Below are 23,520 nucleotides of genomic sequence, written 5' to 3'. Positions count from 1 at the left end.
ATGCCCGTGACAACCATCGCCGGACGCGACATCCACGTCGACGACGAAGGCTTCCTGACCCGCTACGACGAGTGGGATCCGGCGCTCGGCGAGGAGCTGGCGGCTGCGATCGGCATCCGCCTGACCGACCGGCACCGCCAGGCGATCGACTTCCTGCGCGCCGACTTCGCCGCCCAGGGCGAGACGGCGACGCTGCGGCGGGTGTCGGCTCTCGGCGGCGTCCCGACCAAGGAGCTGTTCGCGCTGTTCCCGGTCAAGCCGGCCAAGAAGCTGGCCTACATCGCCGGCTTGCCCAAGCCGCACGGATGCGTATGAGAGGAAGGGCAGGGCCATGAGTGCCGAAGTCAAACCGGCGATCGTGCCGATGTTCGACGACGAGCGGGCCACCACCCGCAAGCTCGCCATCATCTGTTCCAAGGGCAACCTCGACATGGCGTACCCCGGGCTCGTGCTCGCCAACGCAGCGCTCGGCGAGGGCGTCGAAACGCACCTGTTCTTCACCTTCTGGGGCTTCGAAATGATCACGAAGTCGCGGATGGGCGATCTGAAGTTCACCCCGCTGGGCAACACCGCCACGCACCTACCCCAGGGGCTCGGCGGTCTGCCGGGGATGACGGCGATGGCCACGCACCAGATGCGCAAGCAGATCGCCGAGGTCGGCGTGCCCGGCGTCCCGGATTTCCTCGAGCTGATCGTCGCCTCCGGCGGTCACCTGTGGGCCTGCCGGATGTCCGCCGACATGATGCACCTGGCCGAGGACGACCTGTACGACGGCGTCGAGGCCATCATCAGCGCCGCCGACTTCATCGAGAAGACCGAGGGCGCGCAGCTGTTGTTCATATAGGACCTTCGGCCCGGGAACGTCGGGCACACAGGCCCGGGTGCGCGTCCCGGCCGAGGAGCAGAGTCAGGGGTAGAGAGAGATCGAACGAGGAGGAACAATGACCGTCACCGGCCGGAGCACCGCGGCCCACCTCGAGCAGGTCGAGGCGCCCGGCTCCATGCTCACCCACTCCGCCGCCCGCGCCCTCGCGGTGCTGCGCATCTCCACCGGATTCGTCTTCCTGTGGGCATTCCTCGACAAGACCTTCGGCTTCGGCTACGCCACCCCGTCGGCCAAAGCCTGGATCCACGGCGGATCACCCACCAAAGGCTTCCTCGCCAGCGTCGACATCGGACCCACCGGCCTGCAAACCTTCTTCCACAACATCGCCGGCGACACCTGGACCAACTGGGCCTTCATGCTCGGCCTGCTCGGCATCGGCATCGCCCTCATCCTCGGCATCGGCCTACGCATCGCCGCCGGCGCCACCATCGCCATGATGACCCTCATGTGGCTCGCCGAATGGCCGCTCAGCAAGGGCTCCTCCAACCCCATCACCGACTACCACTTCATCTACGCCGTCACCGCCGTCGTCCTGGCCCTCACCTACGCCGGACACACCTGGGGACTCGGCAAATGGTGGGCCGGGCTGCCCTTCGTCCAGAAGAACCGCTGGCTCATCTGACCGCACCCCAGCACACCCGCCCGGGCCGAACCTTCGGCCCGGGCTTTCGCTCGGGCCGAAAGGCCCTACTGGCCGGCGTCCCCATGCTTGATCATTTGAGGGTGGCCGGGCGAGTGGCCCGGGCCTGATCAGGGGAGGCGCCATGACCCGCATTGATCAAGTCACCAGACCTCAGGTGCACACGCACGGCGAGGTCGGCCGGGAGGCAACGGCGTACGCCGTCGGCAAGCTGGAGGCGGCGCTGCATCACGCGCCCGGTCCCGTCCTTCGGTCGTCGCTCTCGCTCGACTCCGCGGCGCCGGGCGACCGGGTCGACGCCCACGTCGACATCAACGGCGTCGGCGTGCACGTCCACGCCATGGGCGAGACGCTGCAGGAGGCGACCGACCTGATGCAGGAGCGTCTGCGGTCGCGGTTGCGCCGCATCCGCCGCCGGCCACAGCAGGGCCCGCGCGTCTCGTCACCGGAGTCGGGCACCTCGCCGTCCGGGCCGGAGGCGTAGCCGCCGCAGATCACCAAATGCGAGGCCCGGCCGGATGTCCGGCCGGGCCTCCGCGTCGCAGGGACTGAGGTCGGGAGCTCTGCTCACCTATACGCGCGGGTGGGCGATGGTCGCGTCGCTCGGGCGTCAGAACACCGCGAGTCCGTGGTCCCGGAACTGCTGGTGCACCCGCTCCAGCAGGGCCGGGCCCGGCGCGGGAGTGCGGGCGAGCGGGAAGGGCAGGCCGAGCGCCGCGTACTTCGGGGCGCCCAGGCGGTGGAACGGCAGCACCTCGACGCGCTCGACGGTGGGCACGCCGGCCGCGATGGCGGCGACCGCGTCCACATTGGCCGGGTCGTCGGTGAGGCCGGGGACGAGCACGAAGCGGACCCAGATGGGAATGCCGCGGTCGGCGAGGCGATGCGCGAAACGCACGGTCGGCTCGAGCCGGCCGGTGCGGGTGACTTTCTCGTACGTACGGGGATCGCCGGATTTGATGTCGAGCAGCACCAGGTCCGTTGCCGCCAGCAGTTCGTCGTCGGCCCGATCGCCGAGGAGGCCACTGGTGTCGAGCGCCGTGTGCAACCGCATGTCCTTGCAGCCGCGCAACACCTGACGGGTGAAGTCGGGCTGTTGCAGCGGCTCGCCGCCGGTGATGGTGACCCCGCCGTGGGCGACCTTGAGGAAGCGCTCGTAGCGGCGGATCTCGGTGAGCAGGCTGTCGGCCGTGGCCGGTTGCCCGCTGCGGCGATACCACGTGTCGGGGCTGTGGCAGTACTGGCACCGCAACGGGCAGCCGGCGAGGAACGCCACGAACCGGGTGCCCGGCCCGTCCACTCCCGTCGAGAGGTCGAAGGAGTGGAGGGAGCCGGTCACCGTGGTCATCACAGCGATCCGTGGAAGGTGCGCGAGATGACGTCGCGCTGCTGTTCGACCGTCAGCCGGACGAAGTTGACCGCATAGCCGGAGACCCGGATGGTCAGCTGCGGGTACTTGTCCGGGTGGGCCATCGCGTCCTCGAGGGTCTCCCGGGTGAGCACGTTGACGTTCATGTGGAAGCCGCCGGCGTCGGTGTACCCGTCGAGGATGCCGGCCAGGTTCGCGATGCGCTCGTCGCGGGCGTGGCCGAGGCCTTCCGGCGTGACCGTGATGGTCAGGGACACGCCGTCGCGGGCGGAGCGGTAGGGCAGCTTGGCGACCGAGAGCGCGGCGGCGACCATGCCGTGACGGTCCCGGCCGTTCATCGGGTTGGCGCCCGGCGCGAACGGCTCTCCGGCCCGCCGCCCGTCGGGGGTGCTGCCGGTGTGTTTGCCGTAGACGACGTTCGACGTGATGGTCAGCACCGACAGGCTGGGCTCCGCGTCGCGGTAGGCGCGCTGCCGCCGGATCTTGGCCATGAACCGGTCGACCAGGTCGGCGGCGATCGCGTCGACACGGTCGTCGTTGTTGCCGAACGCCGGGAACTCCCCGTCCACGACGTAGTCGACGGCCAGGCCGGTGGCGTCCCGGAGGACCTTCACCTGGGCGTGCCGGATGGCGCTGAGGCTGTCGGCCGCGATCGAGAGACCGGCGATGCCGGTGGCCATGAAGCGGTGCACCGGGTAGTCGTGCAGGGCCATCTCGAGGCGTTCGTACGCGTACTTGTCGTGCATGTAGTGAATGCAGTTCAGCGCGTCCACGTACGTCTCGGCAAGCCAGTCGAGGGTGTGGTCGAAGGCCGCCATCACCTCGTCGTAGTCGAGGACGTCGGCCTCGATGGGCGGGCTCGGCGGGGCGACCTGCTCGCCGGTCATCTCGTCGCGGCCGCCGTTGATCGCGTAGAGCAGGGCCTTCGCGAGGTTGGCGCGGGCGCCGAAGAACTGCATGTCCTTGCCGACGCGCATCGCCGACACGCAGCAGGCGATCGCGGTGTCGTCGCTGTAGGCGGGCCGGATGAGGTCGTCGTTCTCGTACTGGATGGCGCTGGTGTCCAGCGAGACCTGGGCGCAGAACCGCTTGAACCCCTCGGGCAGCGCCGGCGACCACAGGACGGTCAGGTTCGGCTCGGGCGCCGGGCCGAGGTTGTAGAGGGTCTGCAGGTAGCGGAAGCTGGTGCGGGTGACCAGCGGCCGCCCGTCGCAGCCGAGGCCGCCGAGCGACTCGGTGACCCAGGTCGGGTCCCCGGAGAACAGCTGGTCGTAGTCGGGCGTCCGCAGGAACCGGATGATCCGCAGCTTGATGACGAAGTCGTCGACGAGCTCCTGCGCCCGCTGCTCCGTGAGCCGCCCCTCGGCGAGGTCACGCTGCAGATAGACGTCGATGAAGGACGAGGTCCGTCCGAGCGACATCGCGGCGCCGTTCTGCTCCTTGGCCGCGGCCAGATACGCGAAGTACAGCCACTGGATAGCCTCCCGGCCGGTCGATGCCGGCCCGGAGATGTCGTAGCCGTAGCGGTCGGCCATGAACCGCAGTTCCTCGAGCGCGCGGATGTGCTCGGCCAGCTCCTCCCGGTCGCGGATGACGTCCTCGGCCGACGGCTTCTCGTCGAGCGCGGCCTTGCGCGCCTGCCGCTCGGCGATGAGCCGGTCCACGCCGTAGAGGGCGACCCGCCGGTAGTCACCGATGATCCGTCCGCGGCCGTAGGCGTCCGGCAGCCCGGTGACGATGTGCGAGCGCCGCGCGGCCCGGACGCCGGCGGGGTAGACGTCGAAGACGCCGTCGTTGTGCGTCTTGCGGTACTGAGAGAAGATCGTCCGCACGGTCGAGTCGAGGCTGTAGCCGTACGCGGCGAGACCCGCCTGCACCATGCGCAGGCCGCCGTTCGGCATGATCGCCCGCCGCAGCGGCGCGCTGGTCTGCAGGCCCACGATCAGCTCATGGTCGCGGTCGATGTAGCCAGGGGCGTGCGAGGTGATCGTGGACGGGGTGTGCGCGTCCACGTCGTAGATCCCCCGGCGGCGCTCCTCGACGAACATGCGCTGGAGCCCGCGCCAGATCCGCTCGGTGCGGTCCGTCGGGCCGGTCAGGAAGTCGGCCCCGCCGGTGTACGGCTCGAGGTTGTCGTGGATGAACCCGGCGACGTCGATCGTCTCGCGCCATCCGGTGCCGTGAAACCGGCGCCATGCTTCGTGGGCTGTGCTGGCCATGGGCCCTCCTTCATCTCCTTCGAGCCTGCCGGTGACCGGCCCGCAAGGTCAGGGCCGGAGGTCCCGGAACGGCCGGGCCGTCCGGGACCTCGCCGGTGCGGTCAGGGGATCAGGACGAGCCGGGCCGGCACGCGACTGGCCAGGACGTCGTCGATCGCGTCGTTGATCTGCTCCAGCGGGCGGGTCTCGTACAGCACCCGGGTGCGGCCGGCGGCGTGCAGGCGGAAGACCTCCGCGAGATCGGCGCGGGTGCCGACGATCGAGCCGATGACCTTGATGCCCTTGAGGACCGTCTGGAAGATCGGCAGCGACATGGTGTTGTCCTTGGGCATCGAGACCAGCACCAGCCGGCCGCCGGGGCGCAGGCAGGCGTGCGCCTGTTCGAGGACGCGCCGATCGGCGGCGAGAACGATCGCGACGTCGACACCCCCGACCTGATCGGTCAGGGCGACGGCGTCGACCGCCGTGGCGTCGACCACCCGGGCCGCGCCCAGCTCCTTGGCCAGGGCGAGCTTCTCCTCGGTCACGTCGATCGCCACCGTCTCGCCGCCGAAGATCTGCGCGTACTGCTGGGCGAGGTGGCCGAGCCCGCCGATGCCGAAGATCGCGACCCGGTCGCCCGGCGTGACGCCGGCGACCTTGACCGCCTTGTACGTGGTGACGCCGGCGCAGGTCAGCGGCGCCGCCTCGGCCGGGTCGATACCTTCCGGCACGCGGACCGCGTAGCGGGCCTCGGCGACGAGATACTCGGCGTGTCCGCCGTCGATGCCGTAGCCGGTGTTGAGTTGCGACTCGCACAGCGTCTCCCAGCCGGTGACGCAGTAGTCGCAGGTGCCGCAGGCGTGCCCGAGCCAGGGGACGGCGACCCGGTCGCCGACCCGGTGCTCGGTGACTCCCGCGCCGACCTTCTCGACGATGCCGACGCCCTCGTGGCCGGGGACGAGCGGCAGGGCCGGCTTGACCGGCCAGTCGCCGCGGGCGGCGTGGATGTCGGTGTGGCACAGGCCGCTGGCCTCGATGCGTACGCGGATCTGTCCGTCGCCCGGCTCGGGCATCGGCATTTGCCTGACCACGAGGGGCTCGGTGAAACTGGTGACCACGGCGGCGCGCATGACGTGCTCTCCTCACTGTCCGATTGCTGGTTTCAGCGTCGAACACGGTCAGCGAGATGATCAGGGCCGATGGTCCCGCCCGGCGGGGGCGTTTCGGCACGACTCCTATGCGGGGAGCGGCACGGACCAGGTCAGCACCGTGCCGGCGGTCCGGCCCGGTTCGACGGTCAGCGTTCCGCGATGATGGTCGGCGCGCTGCCGGAGGTTGCCCAGGCCGCTGCGGCGCCCGCCGTCGGTGAAGCCGATGCCGTCGTCGCGGACCTCCAGGGTCAACCGGCCGTCCGCGACCGTGATGGCGACCTCGGTCGAGCGGGCCTGGGCGTGCCGGGCGACATTGCTGAGCGCCTCCCGCAGCACCGCCTCCAGATCGTCCACGACCTCGCCGCGTACGGTGTCGAGCAGCCCCGAGAACCGCAGCGCGGGCTCGAAGCCGAGCGTGTTCCGCGCGTCGGCGACCACGTCGAGCAACCGGGCCCGGGTGCTGCTGGTGGGATGCCGGGTCTGCTGCAACGCGAAGATGGTGGTCCGGATCTGGCCGATCGTGTCGTCCAGGTCGTCGATGACGGTGGTGATACGGTCCTGGGCCGTGCCCGGTCCGATCCGGGCCGCCACCGTCTGCAGGGAGAGGCCGGCGGCGAACAGTTTCTGGATGACGTGGTCGTGCAGGTCGGCGGCGATCCGCTCGCGGTCGTCGACCATCGCGACGCGTTGCTGCTCGGCGCGGGCCTGGGCCAGTTCGATGGCGACCGCGGCCTGGGCGGCGAAACCGCTGGCCATCTCGAGCTCTTCGGCGGCGAAACCGGCGGCGCCCCGGCGCCGGAACGCGCCGAGGACGCCGCGGATGCGAGTGGACCCTTTCAGCGGAAGGATCATGCTCGGGCCCGCGTCGAACCCGCCGGTCACGGCCGGCTCGATGCCGGCCTCCTGCGGTTCGTTGAGCCGGAGCGGTTTGCCCTCGCGGTAGACCCTTCCGCTCAGCGAGCCGTCCAGAGGCAGTACCTGACCGGTGAGGCCGTCCGCGCCGTCGCCGACGGCGACCTCGATGCCCAGCACATCGTCGTCGGGCTGGGGGAGGACGACGATGACCAGGTCGGCCCCGGCCAGCTCGCGGCTGCGGGTGGCGATCAGCTGCAGGGAGGTGCCCTCGTGGTCGTCATCGGCGGCGACCAGTTGCGCGGTGATCGCCGCCGACGCCTGCAGCCATTCGCCCCGGCCCCGGGCGAACTGGTACAGCTGGGCGTTGTCGATCGCGACCGCCGCCGTGGCGGCCAGCGCCCGGGTGAGCTCCTCGTCCTCCTGGCTGAACTCTCCCTTGTCACTCTCGGCCATATAGAGGTTTCCGAAGACGGCGCCCCGGATCTCGATCGGCACGCCCAGGAAGCTGTTCATCGGCGGGTGTTCGGGCGGGAAGCCGGAGGAGCGGGTGTCGTCGGCGATGCGGCGCAGCCGGATCGGTCGCGGGTCGTCGATGAGGGCGCCGAGCAGGCCCTTGCCCTGCGGGAGGTGGCCGATGCGCTGCACCGCGTCGGCCGGCATGCCGACGTGCACGAACTCGCTGAGGCCGCCGCCGGGCGCGATCACGCCGAGCGCGGCGTAGCGGGCGCCGACCAGTTCGCGGGCCGCCTCGACCACGTGCTGCAGGACCGAGGGCAGGTCGAGCTCGCCGACGATCAGCCGGTTGGCCCGCAGCAGGCCGCGCAGCCGGCCCTGGGTGGCCATCACCTCCTGAGCGCGGCTGACCAGTTGACCGAGCAGCTGGTCGAGCTCCAGCCGTGGCTGATCCGGGAAGGTGAGCGGAGTCGCCGCGCCGGACGGCCGATCTTGCGGGTTTGGTGCATTCGCCGGCATGTCGCCCCCCGCCAAACGGTACTGCTCTGGTCGTGCCCAGCTTATGCCCCGTCAGCGGCGACAGGTATACGCACGGCGGTGAAACCGGCGGTCCTCTGATTATGGTCCTTGGGCCCTTCGCGGGCCGGGCCCGGCGGGTCACGATGGCGCGGGGTGATTGTCATGCCGAACGTGAACTCCGACGCGCCCGCCGGTGGCACCGCCGACCACATTCCCCGCGACCGGGAAGACGACTACACCGCGGTCATGGCCCAGCGGCGACGCGCCATGCTGACCCGGCGGTCGGGCAGCGACCTGTCCAGTGTCGCCGGCGCGCCGTTCGACCCGGCCGTGGCCCGTGGCAACGTCGAGAACTTCATCGGCGTCGCCCAGGTTCCGATCGGCGTCGCCGGTCCGCTGCGCATCCGAGGGGAGCATGCCCGCGGTGACTTCATCGTGCCGCTGGCGACCACCGAGGGGGCCCTGGTGGCGAGCTACAGCCGCGGGATGCGTCTGCTGAGCGCCTGTGGCGGTGTCACCACGACCGTGGTCGAGGAGTCGATGCAGCGCGGGCCGGTCTTCTCGTTCGCCACCGCCGCGCAGGCCCGTGATTTCGGCGTCTGGGTCACCGAGCGGTTCTCCGAGATCAAGCGGGTGGCCGACGCCACGACGCGGCACGGAAGGCTGCGCGACATCGGCCAGTTCCAGGTCGGGCCGCTGCGTTACCTGCGTCTGGACTTCACCACCGGCGACGCGGCCGGGCAGAACATGACGAGCCGGGCGAGCGCCGCCGTCTGCGAGTGGATCGCCGCCCACCATCCGGCGCGTCCGGCGTACCTGCTGTCGGGCAACATCGACACGGACAAGAAGCACTCGCACATCAACACGCTGCTCACACGTGGTCGCCGCGTGGTCGCCGAAGCGGTCCTCGAGCGTTCTGCCTTACGGTCGGCGATGGGCGTCGACACCGCCGAGCTCTTCCGCTGGCGGCAGGCGAGCGCGACCGGCACGTTGCTGGCCGGCGCCGCGAGCAACGGGGCGCACGCCGCCAACGGCCTGGCCGCGCTGTTCATCGCGACCGGGCAGGACGCGGCGAACGTGGCCGAGTCGCATGCCTCCCTCACCTACACACAGCTGCTGGACTCGGGCGACTACTACTGGTCGGTTACGCTCCCCGCGCTGATCGTGGCCAGCTGCGGCGGCGGCACCGGCCTGCCCACGCAGCGCGAATGTCTGGAACTGCTCGGCTGCTACGGCCCGGGCCAGGCCCGCAAGCTGGCCGAGATCTGCGCCGCGACGGTGCTCGCCGGCGAGGTGTCGCTAGCCGCGGCAGTCATCCACGGGGATTGGGTTCCGGCCCACGAGCGCCTGGGCCGCAACCGCCCCGCCCCGGCGCACGGCGGTGGGGACGCCCCCGGCGGGGTCATCGGAGGAGGCGGCCCTGAGGAGCACGGTCGACGCCTCCCTTCCGGCCGGCGGTAACCGCACGCCGTGGCCGCGGTCGCCTCGGCCCGCGGAGCCGCCGGCGCCGGCGTCCGTCACCTCGTCCGGACCAGGTGACGTGGCCTCCCGTCACGGCCGGGTCGAACACGTGGCTTCCCGGCCCGGGTGGAGCGTGGCCCTTCCGGAGGTGACACCCCGGAGTACCGTCGCAGGTAGGTGTGCCGGGAAGTCTGGTCGGCGGTGAAGAACCGTGCCGATCGAGAGGATTTCCCGTGGCTGATCTCGCGCTGCGCACCGTCGGCCTGACGAAGCGCTATGGCCGTCTCACCGCCGTGGACGGCCTGGACCTGGCGGTGCCGACCGGCGAGGTGTTCGGGTTCCTGGGCCCGAACGGCGCCGGCAAGTCCACGACCATTCGCCTGCTGCTGGGCCACGCGCGTCCCACGGCGGGTCGCGCCGAGGTGTTCGGCATACCGTGCCGCCAGGTGGTCCGGACACATGCGGTCATGGCGTACGTTCCGGCCGACGTCGCGCTGTGGCCGCGGCTGACCGGCGCCGAGATCCTTCACCTGCAGGCGGCAACCGGTCCGGGCACGGATCTCGGCTATCGCGACGAGCTCGTCGAGCGGTTCGAGCTCGATCTCGCCCGACCGGCCCGGATGTATTCGACCGGCAACCGGCAGAAGGTGGCGCTGGTCGCCGCGTTCGCCACCCGGGCCCCGCTGCTGGTCCTGGACGAGCCGACCAGCGGCCTCGACCCGCTGATGGAGCGCGAGTTCCGGATCGCCGTCGGTGCGGCCCGGGACCGAGGGCAGGCGGTGTTCCTCAGCTCGCACCAGCTCGCCGAGGTGGAGGCCGTCTGCGACCGGGTCGGCATCCTGCGGGCCGGCCGGCTCGTCGAGGTCGCCGCCATCGCGGATCTGCGCAGGCTGCGCCGGTCCGAGGTGACCGTCTCCTACCGGGCCACCGCACCCGAGCTCTCGGCGGTCGCCGGGATCGGTTCGGTGGCGCCGGACGGCCCTGGGCGCCTGCGGTTCACCCTGACCGGGCCGCCCGGCGCGGCATTGCGGGCGCTCGCCTCCGCCGACATCACCGCGTTGTCGATCCGGGAGCCCAGCCTCGAGGAGATGTTCCTGGACTACTACGGGACGGAAACGGGCCGGTGAGCACCCGGGCCCGGGGGCAAGCCGGGCGAGCGGTGACCCGGCTGGCGGTCCGCCACGTCCGCCGCGGCGGGCTCGTCGTCGTGGCCCTGGGCGCCGGCATGACGGGGGTGGTCGTCGCGACCTACGGCCAGGTGATGGCCGATCCCGCCGCCGTCACCGGGATGCGGGCGCTGGCCGGCAACCCCGCCATCCGTACGCTGTTCGGCGCGCCGGTCGGCCTGGACACCGCGGGCGGGTTCACCGTGTGGCGGCTCGGCACCGTCTATCCGGTCCTGCTGAGCGTCTGGGCGATTCTGGCGTCCACCCGCATCACCCGCGGCGAAGAGGACGCCGGACGGTGGGATCTGCTGCTCGCCGGCCGGGTGACGATGCGCTCGGCCGTGGCGCGGCACATGGCCCCGGTGCTGGCCGTCGCCGTCCTCGCCGGATTCTCGATCGCCGCCGTGCTCCTGGTCGCGGGAACGGCTCCCATGGGCGCGTCACTGTACGGCGCGGGAGTCGCGGCGGTGGGGCTGTTCTTCGCCGCGGTCGCCGCGCTCGCCGCGCAGATCTTCTCCGCCCGGGCGGCGGCGACGGGCGCCGCTGTGGGACTGCTCGGCGTCTCTCTGCTGGGCCGCATGATCGGTGACGGCCTGTCGTCGCTGGGCGGGCTGCGGTGGGCGTCGCCGTTCGGTCTGCTGGCGCTCAGTGGCCCGTACGTGCGGGATCGGTTCCTTCCGCTCGTGGTCCTCCTGGCCGGCTTCGCGGTGGTCGCCGTCGTCGCATCGGCGGCCGCGGATCGGCGCGAGATCCGCACCGGGCTGCTCGCCGCGCGGGCTCGGCGCCGTCCCCGGCCGGCGCTGCTCGGCTCAGTGGAGGCTTTCGCCCTCCGTCGTTCGGTGCGTCCGCTGACCGGCTGGGCGGCGGGGATCGGCGCGTACTTTCTGGTGGTCGGCCTGACCGGGGTGTCGCTGACCGAGTTCCTCGGCGACAACCGGGCCTTCGCGGAGAAGGCCGCCGAGGCCGGGTTCGCGGGGCTGGACAGCATCGCCGGATTCGCCGCGACCTTGTTCGCGATCCTCACTCTTCCCGTGGGCGCCTTCACCGCCGTACGGATGAGCGCCTTCGTGTCGGCCGAGATCGACGGGCGGCTCGTGCCGCTGGCCGCGCAACCGGTCAGCCGGACCCGGCTGCTCGGCGCCGAGATCGCGGTCACCGCCGCCGGCGCCACGCTGCTGACCGCCGGGGCGGGGCTCACCTGCTGGGCCGGCGTCGCGGCGACCGGCGGTGACTTCTCCTTGGCCGCGGCGATGCGCGGTGCGGGCAACGTGCTGCCGGTCGTACTGCTCGGCCTCGGCGCCGCCGTGTTCGCCGCCGGATGGTGGCCGAGCGGGACCGGGTGGCTGGGTGCGGCGCCGGCCACCGGCGGCTTCCTGCTGCTCGTGATCGCCGACAGCGTCCGCGCACCCGGCTGGGTCATGAGTGTGTCGCCGTTCGCGCATCTGAGTCCGGTCCCGCTCACGGGGGTGGACTGGGCCGCATCGACCGTGATGGTGGGTGTCGCCGGCTCGCTGATCGCGATCGGCCTGATCGGATATCGATGGCGGGACTGGGCCGTCTGACGGCCGTATCGTGTGAATCGCATTCCGGATCGGGAGGGGCGATGGCTCGGAGCGGGTGGCGAGCGGCGGGGGCACTGGTCGCCCTGGCGGCGGTGACGATGACGCTCGCCTGTGGTCCAGCGCGCGATCGCCGTCCGTCGTCCGGCGCCTCACCGGCCATGCCGGCGACCGGCACCGGCACGGTGGAGATCGGTGGCCGCGAGGTCACCGTACACGTACCGGGCTCCTACCGTCCGGACCGGGACGCGCCGCTGGTCGTCGCCCTGCACGGCTACACGTCCGACGCGAAGGAACTGGAGTCGTACCTGCGGCTGACTCCCGAATCGGAGCGGCGGGGCTTCGTCTATGCGTACGCGGATGGCACGACCGACGATCGGGGCGACCGTTTCTGGAACGCCACCGACGCGTGTTGCGCCTTCTCGTCGCCGAAGCCCGACGACTCGGGTTACCTCAGCGGGCTCATCGCGAAGATCCAGCGCTCGTACCGGATCGACCGCGCCCGGGTCTACCTGATCGGCCACTCGAACGGCGGGTTCATGGCCTTCCGGATGGCCTGCGATCACGCCGATCAGATCACCGCGATCGTCTCGCTCAACGGCGCGACCTGGAACGACGCCGCACGGTGCCGGCCGTCCGAGCCGGTGAGCGTGCTCGCCGTCCACAGCAGCTCCGACGAGACCGTCGCGTTCGGCGGCGGCACCATCGACGGCGCCCCCTATCCGTCGGCCGCCACCACGGTCGCCCAATGGCTCAAGTACGACCATTGCGCCGGCGCCGGCCGCGATGCTCCGAACCTGGACCTGGTCGACAACCTGGCGGCGGCGGAGACGTCGGTGCGCACGTATGCGCAGGGATGCGCGGATCGGTCCACGGTTCAGGAATGGACGATCAACGGTGGCACCCACGTGCCGTCGCTGGGTCCGGCCTTCGCCCCGGCCGTGACGGACTTCTTGCTGTCCCGGGCCAAAACGCGATAGCCGCCGTAACTCAGGTGACCAACCCATCCGGCTCAGCCGCTCGTCGACCTTGATCGGGAAGTGTCGGCCGAACCCGCGTTGCGCCGGAACTGGAGAAATGCCAGGTAAGTGTCGGCCTGCCGTTCGTTCTTCTCTTCCGACCGGCGCAGGGTTTGGGCCTCGCCGGTCAGCCTCCACCGCCACAGAGCGGTCCGCTTCAGATCACGGTCCGACATCTTGCGGTAACGCGGATCCTTGCCGGCGGCCAATGCTCGTACCCGGTCTGTCTCCCGAGCCAGCCCGGCCTGCCAACGATCTCGCGCGCGCTCCGCATGGTGCAACCCGGACTGTGCCCGCTCGTTCCAGATCACGTCGCAGTGACGGTAGCCCACGGGAATCGGCACCGGCCAATACTCGGGATCTGCCCCGACCGGCGCGATCAAGAATCCGGCGCACGGCACGACGCCGTCGAATCCGGCTCGTGGGCAGACTCCTGACGAGGACGGACCGCGGCAAGTATCCACGCATTCGCCGTCGATCGGATTCAAGATCTGAATACTGCGGGTGGTCATGGCACACCCTCCTTCGATCAGACGCGTCTCCCTCAACGTAACGACCTGTTGTGGCCGGACCGTCAGGCGCAGTAGACCCCCATCCGGGGGCCTTGCGGCCCGCTCAGACGGCGATGTCGCGACGGTTGTATCGCCAGGTGCCGGCGGCGACGAACAGGACGGCGAACCCCAGCAACAGCCCGGCGTGGCCCCATTGCACGCCGTGCTTCAGCGGTTCGCCGCCGAGGTACCAGTCGAAGGGCGAGAGCTTCTCGGTCCATTTCAGGCTGTCGATCTGGGTGAAGAACGTATCGGCGAGATAGCCCAGCACCGCGACGGCGGCGCCCACCGCGATGGCGTGGATCCGCCGGCCGGTCCACGCCCCGGCGCCGTAGGCGAGCGCGGCGAACAGGAGCCCGAACAGCGCCAGTTGCAGGCAGATCGCGAACAACCGGCCGGGCGACAGCGCCGTGAACTGCCCGGGACCACGCAAGGCGATGACGACGAGGCACATGACCGCCGCGATCGCGATCAGAGCGACGACGATGGCCAGAAATCGTTGCAGCCCGAGCGACACACGGCCGACCGGTTGGGTCTGCACCAGATCCAGCGTCCCCGCCTCCTCGTCCCCGGCGATCGACTTGACGCCGGCCGAGATGGCGAAGACCGCGACCAGGATGGGCACCAGCAGGCCGAACACGCTGACCGCGAAGTAGTTCTCGGGTTTGGTGTAGTCCTGCATGTGCAGCGCGTCCTTGACCGACTGCGGGAACGAGTTCAACGCGTCGGCCATCGCCGGATTGTTGATGCTGGGGTACAGCGACGCGTACATGGCCGCGATCGCGGACAACGCCAGGGTCCAGCCGATCCAGCCGCGCCGGTTGTCGCGCACCGCCTTCCCGAAGACGCGCATCATGCCTCCTGACGCTGGTAATAGGCGAAGAAGAGCTCCTCGAGCTCGGGCTCCTCGCTGATCAGATCCACCACGTGGTGCTGAGCCAGCGCCTTCACCAGCGCGTCGGCGTCACCGCTGAGCTTGCAGCGCAACACCTTTCCGTCAACCGACACGTCCGAGACACCGGCCACCGCAAGGGCGGGGGCGTCGGACGCGAAATGCACCTCGATCGTGCGGAGCGCCCGCTTGCGCAACTCGTCGATGTGCTCGACGGCGACCAGGGAGCCGGAGCGGATGATGCCGACCCGGTCGCAGGTCTGCTGCACCTCGCTCATCACGTGCGAGGACATGAAGACCGTCTGACCGTTGGCGGCGGCCTCCTGCACGAGCGCGACGAACTGCTGCTGCAGCAACGGGTCCAAGCCGCTGGTCGGCTCGTCGAGGATGAGCAGGGACGGCCGGTGCATGAACGCCTGGATCACGCCGAGCTTCTGCCGGTTTCCCTTGGAGAGACTGCCGATCCGCTTGCTCAGATCGAGGTCCCAGGCGGCGGCGAGCTGGTTGATGCGCTCGGCCGGCACGCCGCCGCGCAAGTGACCGAGATAGGTGAGCAACTCGCGGCCCGTCTGCCGGCGGGCGGCGACGAAATCGCCGGCCAGGTAACCGATGTGGGCGCGCAGGCCGGGAGCGGAGCGCGGGTCGGCGCCGAGCACGCGGACGCTCCCGGCGGTGGGCCGGATCAGATCCAGCAGAATCCGGATGGTGGTGCTCTTGCCCGCCCCGTTCGGGCCGAGGAACCCGAATACCTCCCCCCGGGCGACCGTCAGGTCGAGGCCCTTCAATGCCGTGGTGCCTCCGCGGCCGTAGCGCTTGACCAGCGCCTCGGTCCGGATGGCCGGATCGTCCGCCATCACACGTCCTTTCGCGGGGACAGCCCTTCCTGGTCGACGAACTCCTCGATCAATCGCGGGATCCGCTCGGCCACGAAGGCGTAGAAGTCGCGGGAGCTGCGCAGCCGCTGAGCACGCGGCAGGTTCTCGTCACCGAGCACGTCGATGCCCTTCTGCATCACATCGCGAATGGTGAGGTAGAGACGGCGCGCATCGACCGTCCGTACCAGAGCGTCGGGCAACATCTCGTACGCGTGACCGCGTCCCGGCGTGGGCACCCGCCGGACCATGCCAACCTGTTCCAGCGCGCGCATGCCCGTGCTCACCGAGCCCTTCGACAGCCCGAGCGCCTGAGCCAGCTGGGCGCTGGTCTGCTGCGGCGGATCGCAGATGAGCAGCCAGCCCATCAGCTTGCCGAAGGCCGCCGGCATACCCATGCCGGCCAGCACCGTGCCCACTTCCTCGGCGAACAGGCGTTCCTGCGTCACTGATGTTCCGATCGTTCAGAATGTTCTGAACAGTACTACGTGGACGGACCGGCGCAACTCCGGGATCGCCGGGTGTCTCCACGGTGGCAGGCCGTGGCGGTTCCCGATCAGGGCCGAAGGACCCGGAACGGAGGGTTCTTCCGGTACTGCCGGCCGCCCGCCCGGAAGCGGTGTGCTGAGGACGGCGGGAGGGCGGAGAGATGACAACGCGTCAGGTCAGCAGTCCCGGACTGCCCGAGCCGCGGCTGCGTGGCCGTGCGCTGTTCCGGCGCTGGCTCGTGGTCGTGACGGCGGGGGAGTTCCTCGGCTTCTCGGTTCCCGCCATCGTCGGCTCGCTCACCACCGGGATGCCGGCCGCCGCCGGACTGGTCGCGATCCTGGCCGCCGGCGCCGTCGAGGGAACATTGCTCGGCCTGGCCCAGGCCGTCGTGCTCCGGCAGGCGCTGCCTCGACTGGTGGTGCGTCGCTGGGTGGCGGCGACCGCGGCGGGGGCCGTCCTGGCGTACGCGATCGGCATGACCCCGTCCGCGGCGGCCGAGCGATGGACCGGTCTGCCGGTCGCCGTGCTGATCGCGGCCGGACTGGTGCTCGGGACGGCATTGCTGACCTCCATCGGGACGGCTCAGTGGCTGGTCCTGCGCACGCTGCGACCGCGGTCGGCGAGCTGGATCGCGACCACGGCCCTGGCCTGGATCGCCGGTCTCGCCGTGTTCCTCGGCTTCGCCATGCCGCTGTGGCAGCCGGGCCAGCCGGTGGTGCTCGTCGCGGCGATCGGCGCCGCCGGCGGTCTGCTGATGGCCGGCGTGACGTCGGCGATCACCGGCGTGGCCGCGCGGCGTCTGCTGCCGGCGCTCGGCCCGGAGCGGTCGTAGGACGTGACCGCATTGTCGAAACAACCGTCGAGGAAGGTAGCCATGCCCTTTCCGCGAGCACTGAGTCGAGGCCTGCGCGGTCCGCTGAATCGGACGATGTTGCATCTCGCCGGTCACGCCGCCTTCGCCGACCTGGAGCATGCCGGGCGGCGCTCCGGACGGATCTACCACACGCCCGTGCGCGCCTTCCGGGTCGGGAACACGGTGGTCATCGGCCTCAACTTCGGGCGTCGGTCGGACTGGCTCAAGAACGTGACGAAGGCCGGGGGTTGCCGGATCCGGCTCGGTCGGGAGCAAGTCCAGCTCGGCGCGCCGAGTGTCGTGCCCGCGGAGGTCGGAGCGGCGGGCGTGCCGCGGCTGTTTCGCTACGCGCTGCGCTACCTGGCCCGCACCGACGACTGCGTCGTGATGCCCGTACTGGAAAGCCGGCGCCACCGCTCCCCGGTGTAGCAGCGGCGGACGTCGCGATTGGTCCCGACTGCGGGCCGGTCGGCCCTGTCCGCGCCGGTGCGTCGGGGGCAGGGTGGCAGTGTGTCCGACGCGGTGCTGGTCGTCGAGGACGATCGTGAGTTGCGGGAGCTGGTCCGGCGCTATCTGCAGCGGGCCGGTCACCCAGTGCGCAGCACTGGTTCCGGGGCCGAGGCGATCGAGATGGTGACCCGCGGCGGGATCGGCCTGGTGGTCCTCGACCTCGGGTTGCCCGACGTCGACGGGCGAGAGGTGCTGGCGGTCGCGCGCGAACGCGGCCGGGAAGTGCCGGTGGTGGTGCTGACCGCACGCACCAGCGTCGACGACCGGATCGAGGGGCTACGGGGCGGCGCGGATGATTACGTGACCAAGCCGTTTTCCCCGACCGAGTTGGTGTTGCGGGTCGAGGCGGTCCTGCACCGTAGTCGTGCCGGGAGCGGCGACGGCACCGCCGCGGTCACGTTCGGCGGCGGGCGGCTCCACCTTGACGAGGCCCGCCACGAGGCGCACCTCGACGGTGTCCGGCTCGAGCTCACGCCGACCGAGTGGGGCCTGCTGATCGCGCTTGCCGCCACGCCCGGGCGGGTCTACTCACGCTACGAGCTGATCAACCAGGTGCGGGGGTACGAGTTCCCCGGCTACGAGCGCACGGTCGACTCGCACGTGAAGAACCTGCGCCGCAAGCTCGGCCCCGATGCCGCGTACATCGTCGGGACCGTGCTCGGCGTCGGTTATCGGCTGGGGTGGTCCCGTGACCGGTGACCGTTCGGCGCTGACCGGTCCGCTGGGCCGTCGCCTGCTGGCCGCGTTCGTGCTGGTGGCGTTGTCCTCGGTAGCGGTGCTGACGGTCGCCGCGCTGATCGCCACCGACCGGGGGCTCGCCATCGCCGCCGAGCAGGACCGGCAGCGGGTCGCGGCCCGGGTGGCGACCGCTGCCGCCGGCGCCTACACGCGGTCGGGCGGCTGGAGCGGCGCGGATCTGGCGGCGTCGTCGGCGCTGGCCGCCGCGGCCGACGCCCGGCTGGTGGTGCTGGACACGAGCGGCGGCCTGGTGTGGCCGGGACGCGGCATGGGCGCGGCCATGGGCGGCATGCGCGGCGCGGGCGGGTCCGGGCCGGTCGTGGAGCAGCCCGTCGACGCCGGCGGGCAGCGGGTCGGCAGTGTCCGGCTGGTCTTTCCCGCCGGAGCGCCGACCGGCCGTACGGTCGCCTGGTCGTGGGTGGCGGGGGCGGCGGGCGCCGCCTTGCTGTCGGCGCTGCTGGTGAGCGCGTTCGTCGCACGCCGGCTGGCGTGGCCGCTGGTGGCGACGGCGGCCGCGGCGCGCCGGTTCGCCGCCGGCGACCGCACGGCCCGCGCCGGCCTGCGGGCGCCGGGCGAGCTGGGTGAGGTCGCGCACGCTTTCGACACCATGGCCGACGAGGTTCTTCGGGCCGACACCGTACGGCGGCGGCTGGCTGCCGACATCGCGCACGAACTGCGGACGCCGCTGGCCGGGCTGCAGGCCGGGCTGGAGGAACTGCGCGACGGTCTGCAGCCGGCCGACGCGCCGCGGCTGGCGGCCCTGCACGACCAGTCCCTGCGGCTGGGCCGGATCGTGCAGGATCTCGCCGATCTGTCGGCGGCCGAGTCCGCCGCGCTGTCGTTGCGTCTCGTCGAAACCGATCTGGCGGAGATCACGGCCGCCGCCCTGGCCGCCCAGCGCCCGCGGCTCGAGGCGGCCGGGCTGATTCTGAGCGCCGACCTCGGCCGGAGCGTGCCGGTGCGGGCCGACCCGGACCGGTTGCATCAGGCGGTGGGCAACCTGCTCGCCAACGCCGCCCGCTACTGCCGGCCCGGCGACCGGCTGCACGTCGCGGCACACGCCGAGGACGGCAACGCCGTGGTCCGCCTCGCGGACACCGGGCCGGGCATGGCGCCGGACGAGCTTCCGCACGCCTTCGACCGCCTGTGGCGTGGCCGCGACACGGCCGGCACCACCGGCTCGGGAATCGGGCTGGCCGTCGTCCGGGAACTGGTCACCGCGCACGGCGGCACGGTCGCCCTGGACTCGCCCGACGAAGGAGGCATGACCGTCACCGTCCGGCTGCCCCGGTCGGCGGCAGTCAGCGAGCGGACCAGTGGGTGAACGCGGTCAGGTGCCGCTGGGACGCGGCCAGCAGACTCGTGTAGGCCTGCTCGGCGTCCGGCGCGGTCAGCCCCCGCAGAGCGGCCCGGAGCGCGGCGATGTCGTCGCGTTCCACCTGCTGCCCGACGGCGAGGGCGGCTTTCACGTCCGCGCTGCCCCTGGCCAGAAGTCTGTCGTATGTGGCTCGCACGGCCGGATCGGCGAAGGCGCCGGCCGGCTGGTTCGCGGTCGGGTCGGTGACGCCGTAGCGCTGCAGCAGCGTGCGTACGGCGGTCAGGTGCTGGGTCTCCGCGATGGCGACATGGTCGAAGACGGTCGCACCGTAGCGTGCGGCGAAGGCGGCGTACAGGTCGTGGGCGAGCTTCTCCTCCTGCGCCATCGATGCCAGCGTGGCCTTCTGCGCGGCGGTGAGCGTGCCCTGCGGGGCGGTGACGCCCAGCCTTGCCCCCATGCAGGCGCCGCCGTACCCGGTGCCCATGCCGTAGCCGGACGAATTCGCCATGGCCGTGCTCGACGGGCCGGGACCGAACGGGCCCGCGCCGGCCGGCGCCGGAGCCGCGACCGCCAGGCCGCCGAGGCCGAGCGCGCCGGCCGCCACGAGGGTGGCCGTGCGGCGGGTGATGGTCTTCATGACTTCTCCCCTTCATCTGCTGCCTTCACGGTGGCTCGCCGGGATGGTGGCGGCGTGGAACCGGTGTGCAGAACGTATGGAGAAAAGGCCGGCCGTCGACAACGTCACAGCCTCGCTCCGACAAGGCCGAGAAGGCTCAGTTGTCGGCGATGGCGTCCGAGGTGAACGGCTTGATCACATACTCGTGAGCACCGGCAGCGAGCGCCCGGACGATGCGTGCGCGTTCTCCCTCCGAACTGACCATGATCATGCTGATGTCGTGCCAGTCCGGACGAGAGCGCACTGCGGACACGAACTCGAGACCATCGACTTCCGGCATGTTCCAATCAACGAGGACGACATCGGGCAGCACTGCCATCTCACGCAAGACCTCGAGCCCCGTGCGGCCGTTGTCGGCCTCCACGGTCTCGACGCCGAGCGAGGCGAGAATACGGCTGAGGATCATTCTCATGGCACGAGAATCGTCGAGGACGAGAGCCAGCATCAGAGCCTCCATCTGCACGGGAACATGCCCCCACCCTTCGGAAGCGCGGCGGGTCACCGTAGCGTTCGGCCCGCGGACAGGACCAAAGTCCCGAGTTGAGCCGTTGATTGTTCTCTCGAGGTCGCCATCGCTGTTCTCGGGAAACCGTCATGATCCTCACTCGAGGAGATTTCTCGCATCCACGGCGCCGATCAGCCAGGCGGTGCGCGGGCATGGGTTGATGACGTGGCATTCAAAACCACAGACAATTGCCCGTGCACGCATGGAGAGAAGGGCGCGCACGCCCGCCACGTCGCAAAAATCAATGTCCGAAAGGTCGATCAGGATCCGCGCCGCCGACGCCGTCTCGACCGCATCAACGAACCATTGCGTCAAGACCTCGACGTTTCCGACGTCGATGTCACCGCTGATGTAGACCGTGAGGAACCGATCGTCGAAACCCTGTTTCGTTCGACCCTTGAGCACCGGCCCCAGGAGGAACCACTCGCCACGAGCGTGCGGATCCATCACGATCGTGGGTTCTTCGCGTGACCGCCCGCACCGAACGACGGACAATCAGATCCGATCATTACGCAATGAGTGGCGACCGACGAAATCAGCGCTCCCTCGGCACGGCCTTCGATGTGAGCTGCATTCTGCAGGAAAACCCCTACCCGCAACATTGTTAACTCCTCAAAATATTGCCACCTGTAATGTGTTTCTGACGCTTGGGTCAGATGTGGCAAGAGTTAATCCGCGGGGCAGGTTCGAGGCCGGACACAGGGTGCGGGTGCCGGAAAATGATGCCCGACAATTGTGTCGGGCGCCGCCCGTGCTCAACGCTCAGATGTTTCCCAAGATGTCGTCGACGAGGGCGGACAAGCGCACGTTGAGAGCGTCGTCCGTCACCATGAACTGCAGGCCGATCTCGCTCTCTTCGCCCTGTGTGGCGGCGACCGTGTTGGCGACGACCGCGTGAACGGTCAGCTGGTTGTCGTCGTGGTTCAGCTCGACCGAAACCGTGTCGCCTTCGGTCAGACCCAGCTCGGCCGGCGCCTGGCAGCGCAACCCGCCGGGGCTGATGTTGATGGTGGTGACCGGGACGGCCGGCCCCCCTCGGATCGACAACCGCGCTTGACCGGCGGCCGCGATCCGGTCGTGCTGACGCCGTTCGAGCTGGGCGGCCAGGTTGGACATCTGCTCGACCCGGTTGAGCGTGGCCTGCATCTGCCCGGACAGCTCGCCGACCAGCGTGTCCTGGTCCGTCGCGACGGCACGTAACGAATCGGCGGCCTGGCCGACGCTGCCGATTCCCTCGATCATCGTGGTGATCGTTCGGGCCATCTCGGCGGTATCGCGTTCCAGGTCGGTGATCGTGGCGGTGATCTGTTCCGTCGAACGCGCGGTGGTGTTCGCCAGTTCCTTGACCTCGTCGGCGACCACCGTGAAGCCCTGGCCCAGGTCTCCGGCCCGGGCCGCCTCGATGGTGGCGTTCAGCGCCAGCAACCGGGTCTGCCCGGCGATTCCGGTGACCAGTTCGGCGGTCGACGCGACCCGGCGCAGACTCTGCTCCAATGAGTTGATCACCTGTTCGGCCTGGCGAGCTTGCTTGATCACGGCGGCGGTCGCCTCGTCGCTGATCGTGATGCTGGCGTCGATGACTCCGGCGGCGTCGCGAACGTGGCTGACGTGATCGGTGACGCCCCGCAACTCGTCCGCGATCACTGCGGTCGACTCGTCGATCACGGTCTGCGTGCGTTTACGGAACTGCACCTCGACCTGTCGTTGATGCAGGAAGCTCGCACGCACCTGCTGGTCGCGCGCGGCCTGGGCGGCGCGGAGCTCGTCATCCTGTTGCTTGAGGCGGTCCCGGGCGACCACGAGGGCGCGACCGATGTCTCCCAGTTCGTCGCGTCCGCCCGGCAGCGGCAGAACTCCCAGGTCTCCTTCGGCGATCGCGGTGACCGCGGTGACCGTGCGCCGCACGTCCTGGGTGGTGCCGCGAACGGCGGCGATGGCGAACCAACCCGCGAGCGCGAACCCCCCGACCGCCGCGCCCAGCACCAGGTCGCGTTCCCGGGTGAACGTGCGGATCCGGGAGTCGAGCAGGTCGACGAGCGCTTGGGACAGCGGCGCGACCGCGGCACGGGCCGCCGTGCCGAGTGCCGCCGGATCGGCGTTGCCGGACGAGGAGAGGGTGGCGGTGATCGTCTTGGCCAGCGAAGCCGCATCGGCCTGGAGGTCCCCCACCGGGGCGAGGCGGACCTTCAGGTGGGCCAGTTCGGTGCTGCCGGTGGCGGTCTCGACATCGCTCCCCATGGCGTCGGCGGCGGACGCGAGGTTCCCCGCTGTCACGGCCCGCGCGGCCAGGCGGGCCTGCGCACTGTCGCCGGGAGCAGGGTTCGCTGCGCTCATGGCCGCGACCAGAGCCCTCGGCAACTGGACGACCTGTGCGTCCATGACGTAGAACGAGTCCAGGTCTGGATCAAGGATCAGGTTCGACGTGTTGCCGGCCTTGGTGATCATCGCGGCCAGGGCCCCGGCAAGGGCAAGTCGCCTCGCGGGGCTGCCGTCGCCGAGTTCCGGCAGAGCCGACGCCGGCGTTCCCAAGCCGAGATCCTGGTAGTCCGCGGCGACCCGGCGGACGGCGGCCAGGTCCGGCGAACCGCCGGCGACCGTGTCGGCGAGCGCCAGCAGCAGTGGCCGGGCCGCGTCCGCGCCGTCCCGCTCGGCCACGCTGAAGCTGATCTGGTCGCTGCGCACCACCGAATACATCGCGGTGGCCAGCGCTCCCGGGATCACCAGAACCACGACCAGAACAAGAAGGCGCATGCTCGTCCGCAGCCGATCGCAAACCGCCGACATCGGCTTCAGTAGCAGCGGGCGACCATCGGTGCGGACCATCGACACTCCCCATC

Annotated in this window: 24 protein-coding genes; 12 read left to right on the top strand and 12 right to left on the bottom strand. The window is 70.6% G+C overall.

Annotated elements, in window-relative coordinates; genetic code table 11:
* The 4 genes from ACZ6TB_RS00355 (at position 1) to ACZ6TB_RS00340 (ending at position 2,010) form a co-directional block, all read left to right on the top strand.
* Positions 1–315 carry a TusE/DsrC/DsvC family sulfur relay protein gene (locus tag ACZ6TB_RS00355; protein WP_465548935.1) on the top strand — a complete coding sequence of 105 codons (315 nt, stop codon included), beginning with the start codon at positions 1–3 and terminating at the stop codon, positions 313–315.
* A gap of 16 nt (positions 316–331) precedes the next feature.
* Positions 332–844, top strand: coding sequence for a DsrE/DsrF/DrsH-like family protein (locus ACZ6TB_RS00350; RefSeq protein ID WP_465548933.1), 513 nt, complete (start codon positions 332–334; stop codon positions 842–844).
* A gap of 97 nt (positions 845–941) precedes the next feature.
* Positions 942–1,508 carry a hypothetical protein gene (locus ACZ6TB_RS00345; protein WP_465548931.1) on the top strand — a complete coding sequence of 189 codons (567 nt, stop codon included), beginning with the start codon at positions 942–944 and terminating at the stop codon, positions 1,506–1,508.
* A gap of 142 nt (positions 1,509–1,650) precedes the next feature.
* The gene (locus tag ACZ6TB_RS00340; RefSeq protein WP_465548929.1) at positions 1,651–2,010 is read left to right on the top strand and encodes a hypothetical protein; all 360 of its coding nucleotides are present in this window, start codon (positions 1,651–1,653) and stop codon (positions 2,008–2,010) included.
* A 126-nt stretch (positions 2,011–2,136) separates the two neighbouring features.
* Here ACZ6TB_RS00340 and pflA read toward each other — a convergent pair whose 3' ends face one another.
* The 4 genes from pflA to ACZ6TB_RS00320 all read right to left on the bottom strand — a co-directional run bounded on the left by pflA (position 2,137) and on the right by ACZ6TB_RS00320 (position 8,074).
* Positions 2,137–2,874, bottom strand: coding sequence for a pyruvate formate-lyase-activating protein (gene pflA / locus ACZ6TB_RS00335; RefSeq protein ID WP_465548927.1), 738 nt, complete (start codon positions 2,872–2,874; stop codon positions 2,137–2,139).
* Positions 2,874–5,114 carry a formate C-acetyltransferase gene (gene pflB / locus ACZ6TB_RS00330; protein WP_465548925.1) on the bottom strand — a complete coding sequence of 747 codons (2,241 nt, stop codon included), beginning with the start codon at positions 5,112–5,114 and terminating at the stop codon, positions 2,874–2,876. The genes pflA and pflB overlap by 1 nt, the downstream gene beginning before the upstream one ends.
* A gap of 101 nt (positions 5,115–5,215) precedes the next feature.
* Positions 5,216–6,226, bottom strand: a complete 1,011-nt coding sequence (gene adhP / locus ACZ6TB_RS00325) for an alcohol dehydrogenase AdhP (protein WP_465548923.1) — start codon at positions 6,224–6,226, stop codon at positions 5,216–5,218.
* 105 nt (positions 6,227–6,331) lie between these two features.
* Positions 6,332–8,074 (bottom strand): sensor histidine kinase, encoded by a 1,743-nt coding sequence (locus ACZ6TB_RS00320; RefSeq protein ID WP_465548921.1) that lies wholly within the window; start codon positions 8,072–8,074, stop codon positions 6,332–6,334.
* Between the two features lie 162 nt (positions 8,075–8,236).
* Between ACZ6TB_RS00320 and ACZ6TB_RS00315 the strand changes: the two genes are divergently transcribed.
* From ACZ6TB_RS00315 to ACZ6TB_RS00300, 4 genes are all read left to right on the top strand, one after another.
* A complete protein-coding gene (locus ACZ6TB_RS00315; RefSeq protein WP_465548919.1) occupies positions 8,237–9,535 on the top strand; it encodes a hydroxymethylglutaryl-CoA reductase in 1,299 nt (432 codons plus the stop codon).
* 233 nt (positions 9,536–9,768) lie between these two features.
* A complete protein-coding gene (locus ACZ6TB_RS00310) occupies positions 9,769–10,662 on the top strand; it encodes an ABC transporter ATP-binding protein (protein ID WP_465548917.1) in 894 nt (297 codons plus the stop codon).
* On the top strand, positions 10,659–12,263 hold the full coding sequence (locus ACZ6TB_RS00305) for a hypothetical protein (RefSeq protein ID WP_465548915.1): 1,605 nt from the start codon (positions 10,659–10,661) through the stop codon (positions 12,261–12,263). The genes ACZ6TB_RS00310 and ACZ6TB_RS00305 overlap by 4 nt, the downstream gene beginning before the upstream one ends.
* 41 nt (positions 12,264–12,304) lie before the next feature.
* Positions 12,305–13,240, top strand: coding sequence for a CE1 family esterase (locus ACZ6TB_RS00300; RefSeq protein ID WP_465548913.1), 936 nt, complete (start codon positions 12,305–12,307; stop codon positions 13,238–13,240).
* A gap of 32 nt (positions 13,241–13,272) precedes the next feature.
* Here ACZ6TB_RS00300 and ACZ6TB_RS00295 read toward each other — a convergent pair whose 3' ends face one another.
* From ACZ6TB_RS00295 to ACZ6TB_RS00280, 4 genes are all read right to left on the bottom strand, one after another.
* Positions 13,273–13,791, bottom strand: coding sequence for a hypothetical protein (locus tag ACZ6TB_RS00295; RefSeq protein WP_465548911.1), 519 nt, complete (start codon positions 13,789–13,791; stop codon positions 13,273–13,275).
* A gap of 103 nt (positions 13,792–13,894) precedes the next feature.
* Positions 13,895–14,686 carry an ABC transporter permease subunit gene (locus tag ACZ6TB_RS00290; protein ID WP_465548910.1) on the bottom strand — a complete coding sequence of 264 codons (792 nt, stop codon included), beginning with the start codon at positions 14,684–14,686 and terminating at the stop codon, positions 13,895–13,897.
* The gene (locus ACZ6TB_RS00285) at positions 14,683–15,576 is read right to left on the bottom strand and encodes an ABC transporter ATP-binding protein (protein WP_465548908.1); all 894 of its coding nucleotides are present in this window, start codon (positions 15,574–15,576) and stop codon (positions 14,683–14,685) included. The genes ACZ6TB_RS00290 and ACZ6TB_RS00285 overlap by 4 nt, the downstream gene beginning before the upstream one ends.
* The gene (locus ACZ6TB_RS00280; protein ID WP_465550262.1) at positions 15,576–15,992 is read right to left on the bottom strand and encodes a GbsR/MarR family transcriptional regulator; all 417 of its coding nucleotides are present in this window, start codon (positions 15,990–15,992) and stop codon (positions 15,576–15,578) included. The genes ACZ6TB_RS00285 and ACZ6TB_RS00280 overlap by 1 nt, the downstream gene beginning before the upstream one ends.
* A 251-nt stretch (positions 15,993–16,243) precedes the next feature.
* On the opposite strand from ACZ6TB_RS00280, the gene ACZ6TB_RS00275 reads away from it, so the two are divergent.
* From ACZ6TB_RS00275 to ACZ6TB_RS00260, 4 genes are all read left to right on the top strand, one after another.
* The gene (locus ACZ6TB_RS00275; RefSeq protein WP_465548906.1) at positions 16,244–16,915 is read left to right on the top strand and encodes a hypothetical protein; all 672 of its coding nucleotides are present in this window, start codon (positions 16,244–16,246) and stop codon (positions 16,913–16,915) included.
* Between the two features lie 96 nt (positions 16,916–17,011).
* Positions 17,012–17,365: a nitroreductase family deazaflavin-dependent oxidoreductase gene (locus ACZ6TB_RS00270; RefSeq protein WP_465548904.1), complete on the top strand. Its 354-nt coding sequence runs from the start codon at positions 17,012–17,014 to the stop codon at positions 17,363–17,365.
* A gap of 81 nt (positions 17,366–17,446) precedes the next feature.
* The gene (locus ACZ6TB_RS00265) at positions 17,447–18,145 is read left to right on the top strand and encodes a response regulator transcription factor (RefSeq protein ID WP_465548901.1); all 699 of its coding nucleotides are present in this window, start codon (positions 17,447–17,449) and stop codon (positions 18,143–18,145) included.
* Complete coding sequence (locus ACZ6TB_RS00260; RefSeq protein WP_465548899.1) at positions 18,135–19,508, top strand: sensor histidine kinase; 1,374 nt, start codon at positions 18,135–18,137, stop codon at positions 19,506–19,508. The genes ACZ6TB_RS00265 and ACZ6TB_RS00260 overlap by 11 nt, the downstream gene beginning before the upstream one ends.
* Here ACZ6TB_RS00260 and ACZ6TB_RS00255 read toward each other — a convergent pair.
* The 4 genes from ACZ6TB_RS00255 to ACZ6TB_RS00240 all read right to left on the bottom strand — a co-directional run bounded on the left by ACZ6TB_RS00255 (position 19,486) and on the right by ACZ6TB_RS00240 (position 23,434).
* Entirely contained in the window at positions 19,486–20,139 is a 654-nt protein-coding gene (locus ACZ6TB_RS00255; RefSeq protein ID WP_465548897.1) for a DUF2202 domain-containing protein, read from the bottom strand. The genes ACZ6TB_RS00260 and ACZ6TB_RS00255 overlap by 23 nt on opposite strands.
* A gap of 136 nt (positions 20,140–20,275) precedes the next feature.
* Positions 20,276–20,623: a response regulator gene (locus ACZ6TB_RS00250; protein WP_465548896.1), complete on the bottom strand. Its 348-nt coding sequence runs from the start codon at positions 20,621–20,623 to the stop codon at positions 20,276–20,278.
* A 156-nt stretch (positions 20,624–20,779) separates the two neighbouring features.
* The gene (locus tag ACZ6TB_RS00245; protein WP_465550261.1) at positions 20,780–21,130 is read right to left on the bottom strand and encodes an STAS domain-containing protein; all 351 of its coding nucleotides are present in this window, start codon (positions 21,128–21,130) and stop codon (positions 20,780–20,782) included.
* Between the two features lie 315 nt (positions 21,131–21,445).
* A complete protein-coding gene (locus tag ACZ6TB_RS00240) occupies positions 21,446–23,434 on the bottom strand; it encodes a methyl-accepting chemotaxis protein (RefSeq protein WP_465548894.1) in 1,989 nt (662 codons plus the stop codon).
* Positions 23,435–23,520 lie beyond the last annotated feature (86 nt).

The organism is Actinoplanes sp. NPDC051537 (genome assembly GCF_055586105.1).
Note: the sequence above shows the minus strand (reverse complement) of the source record. Positions and strands in the feature narration are given on the sequence as shown.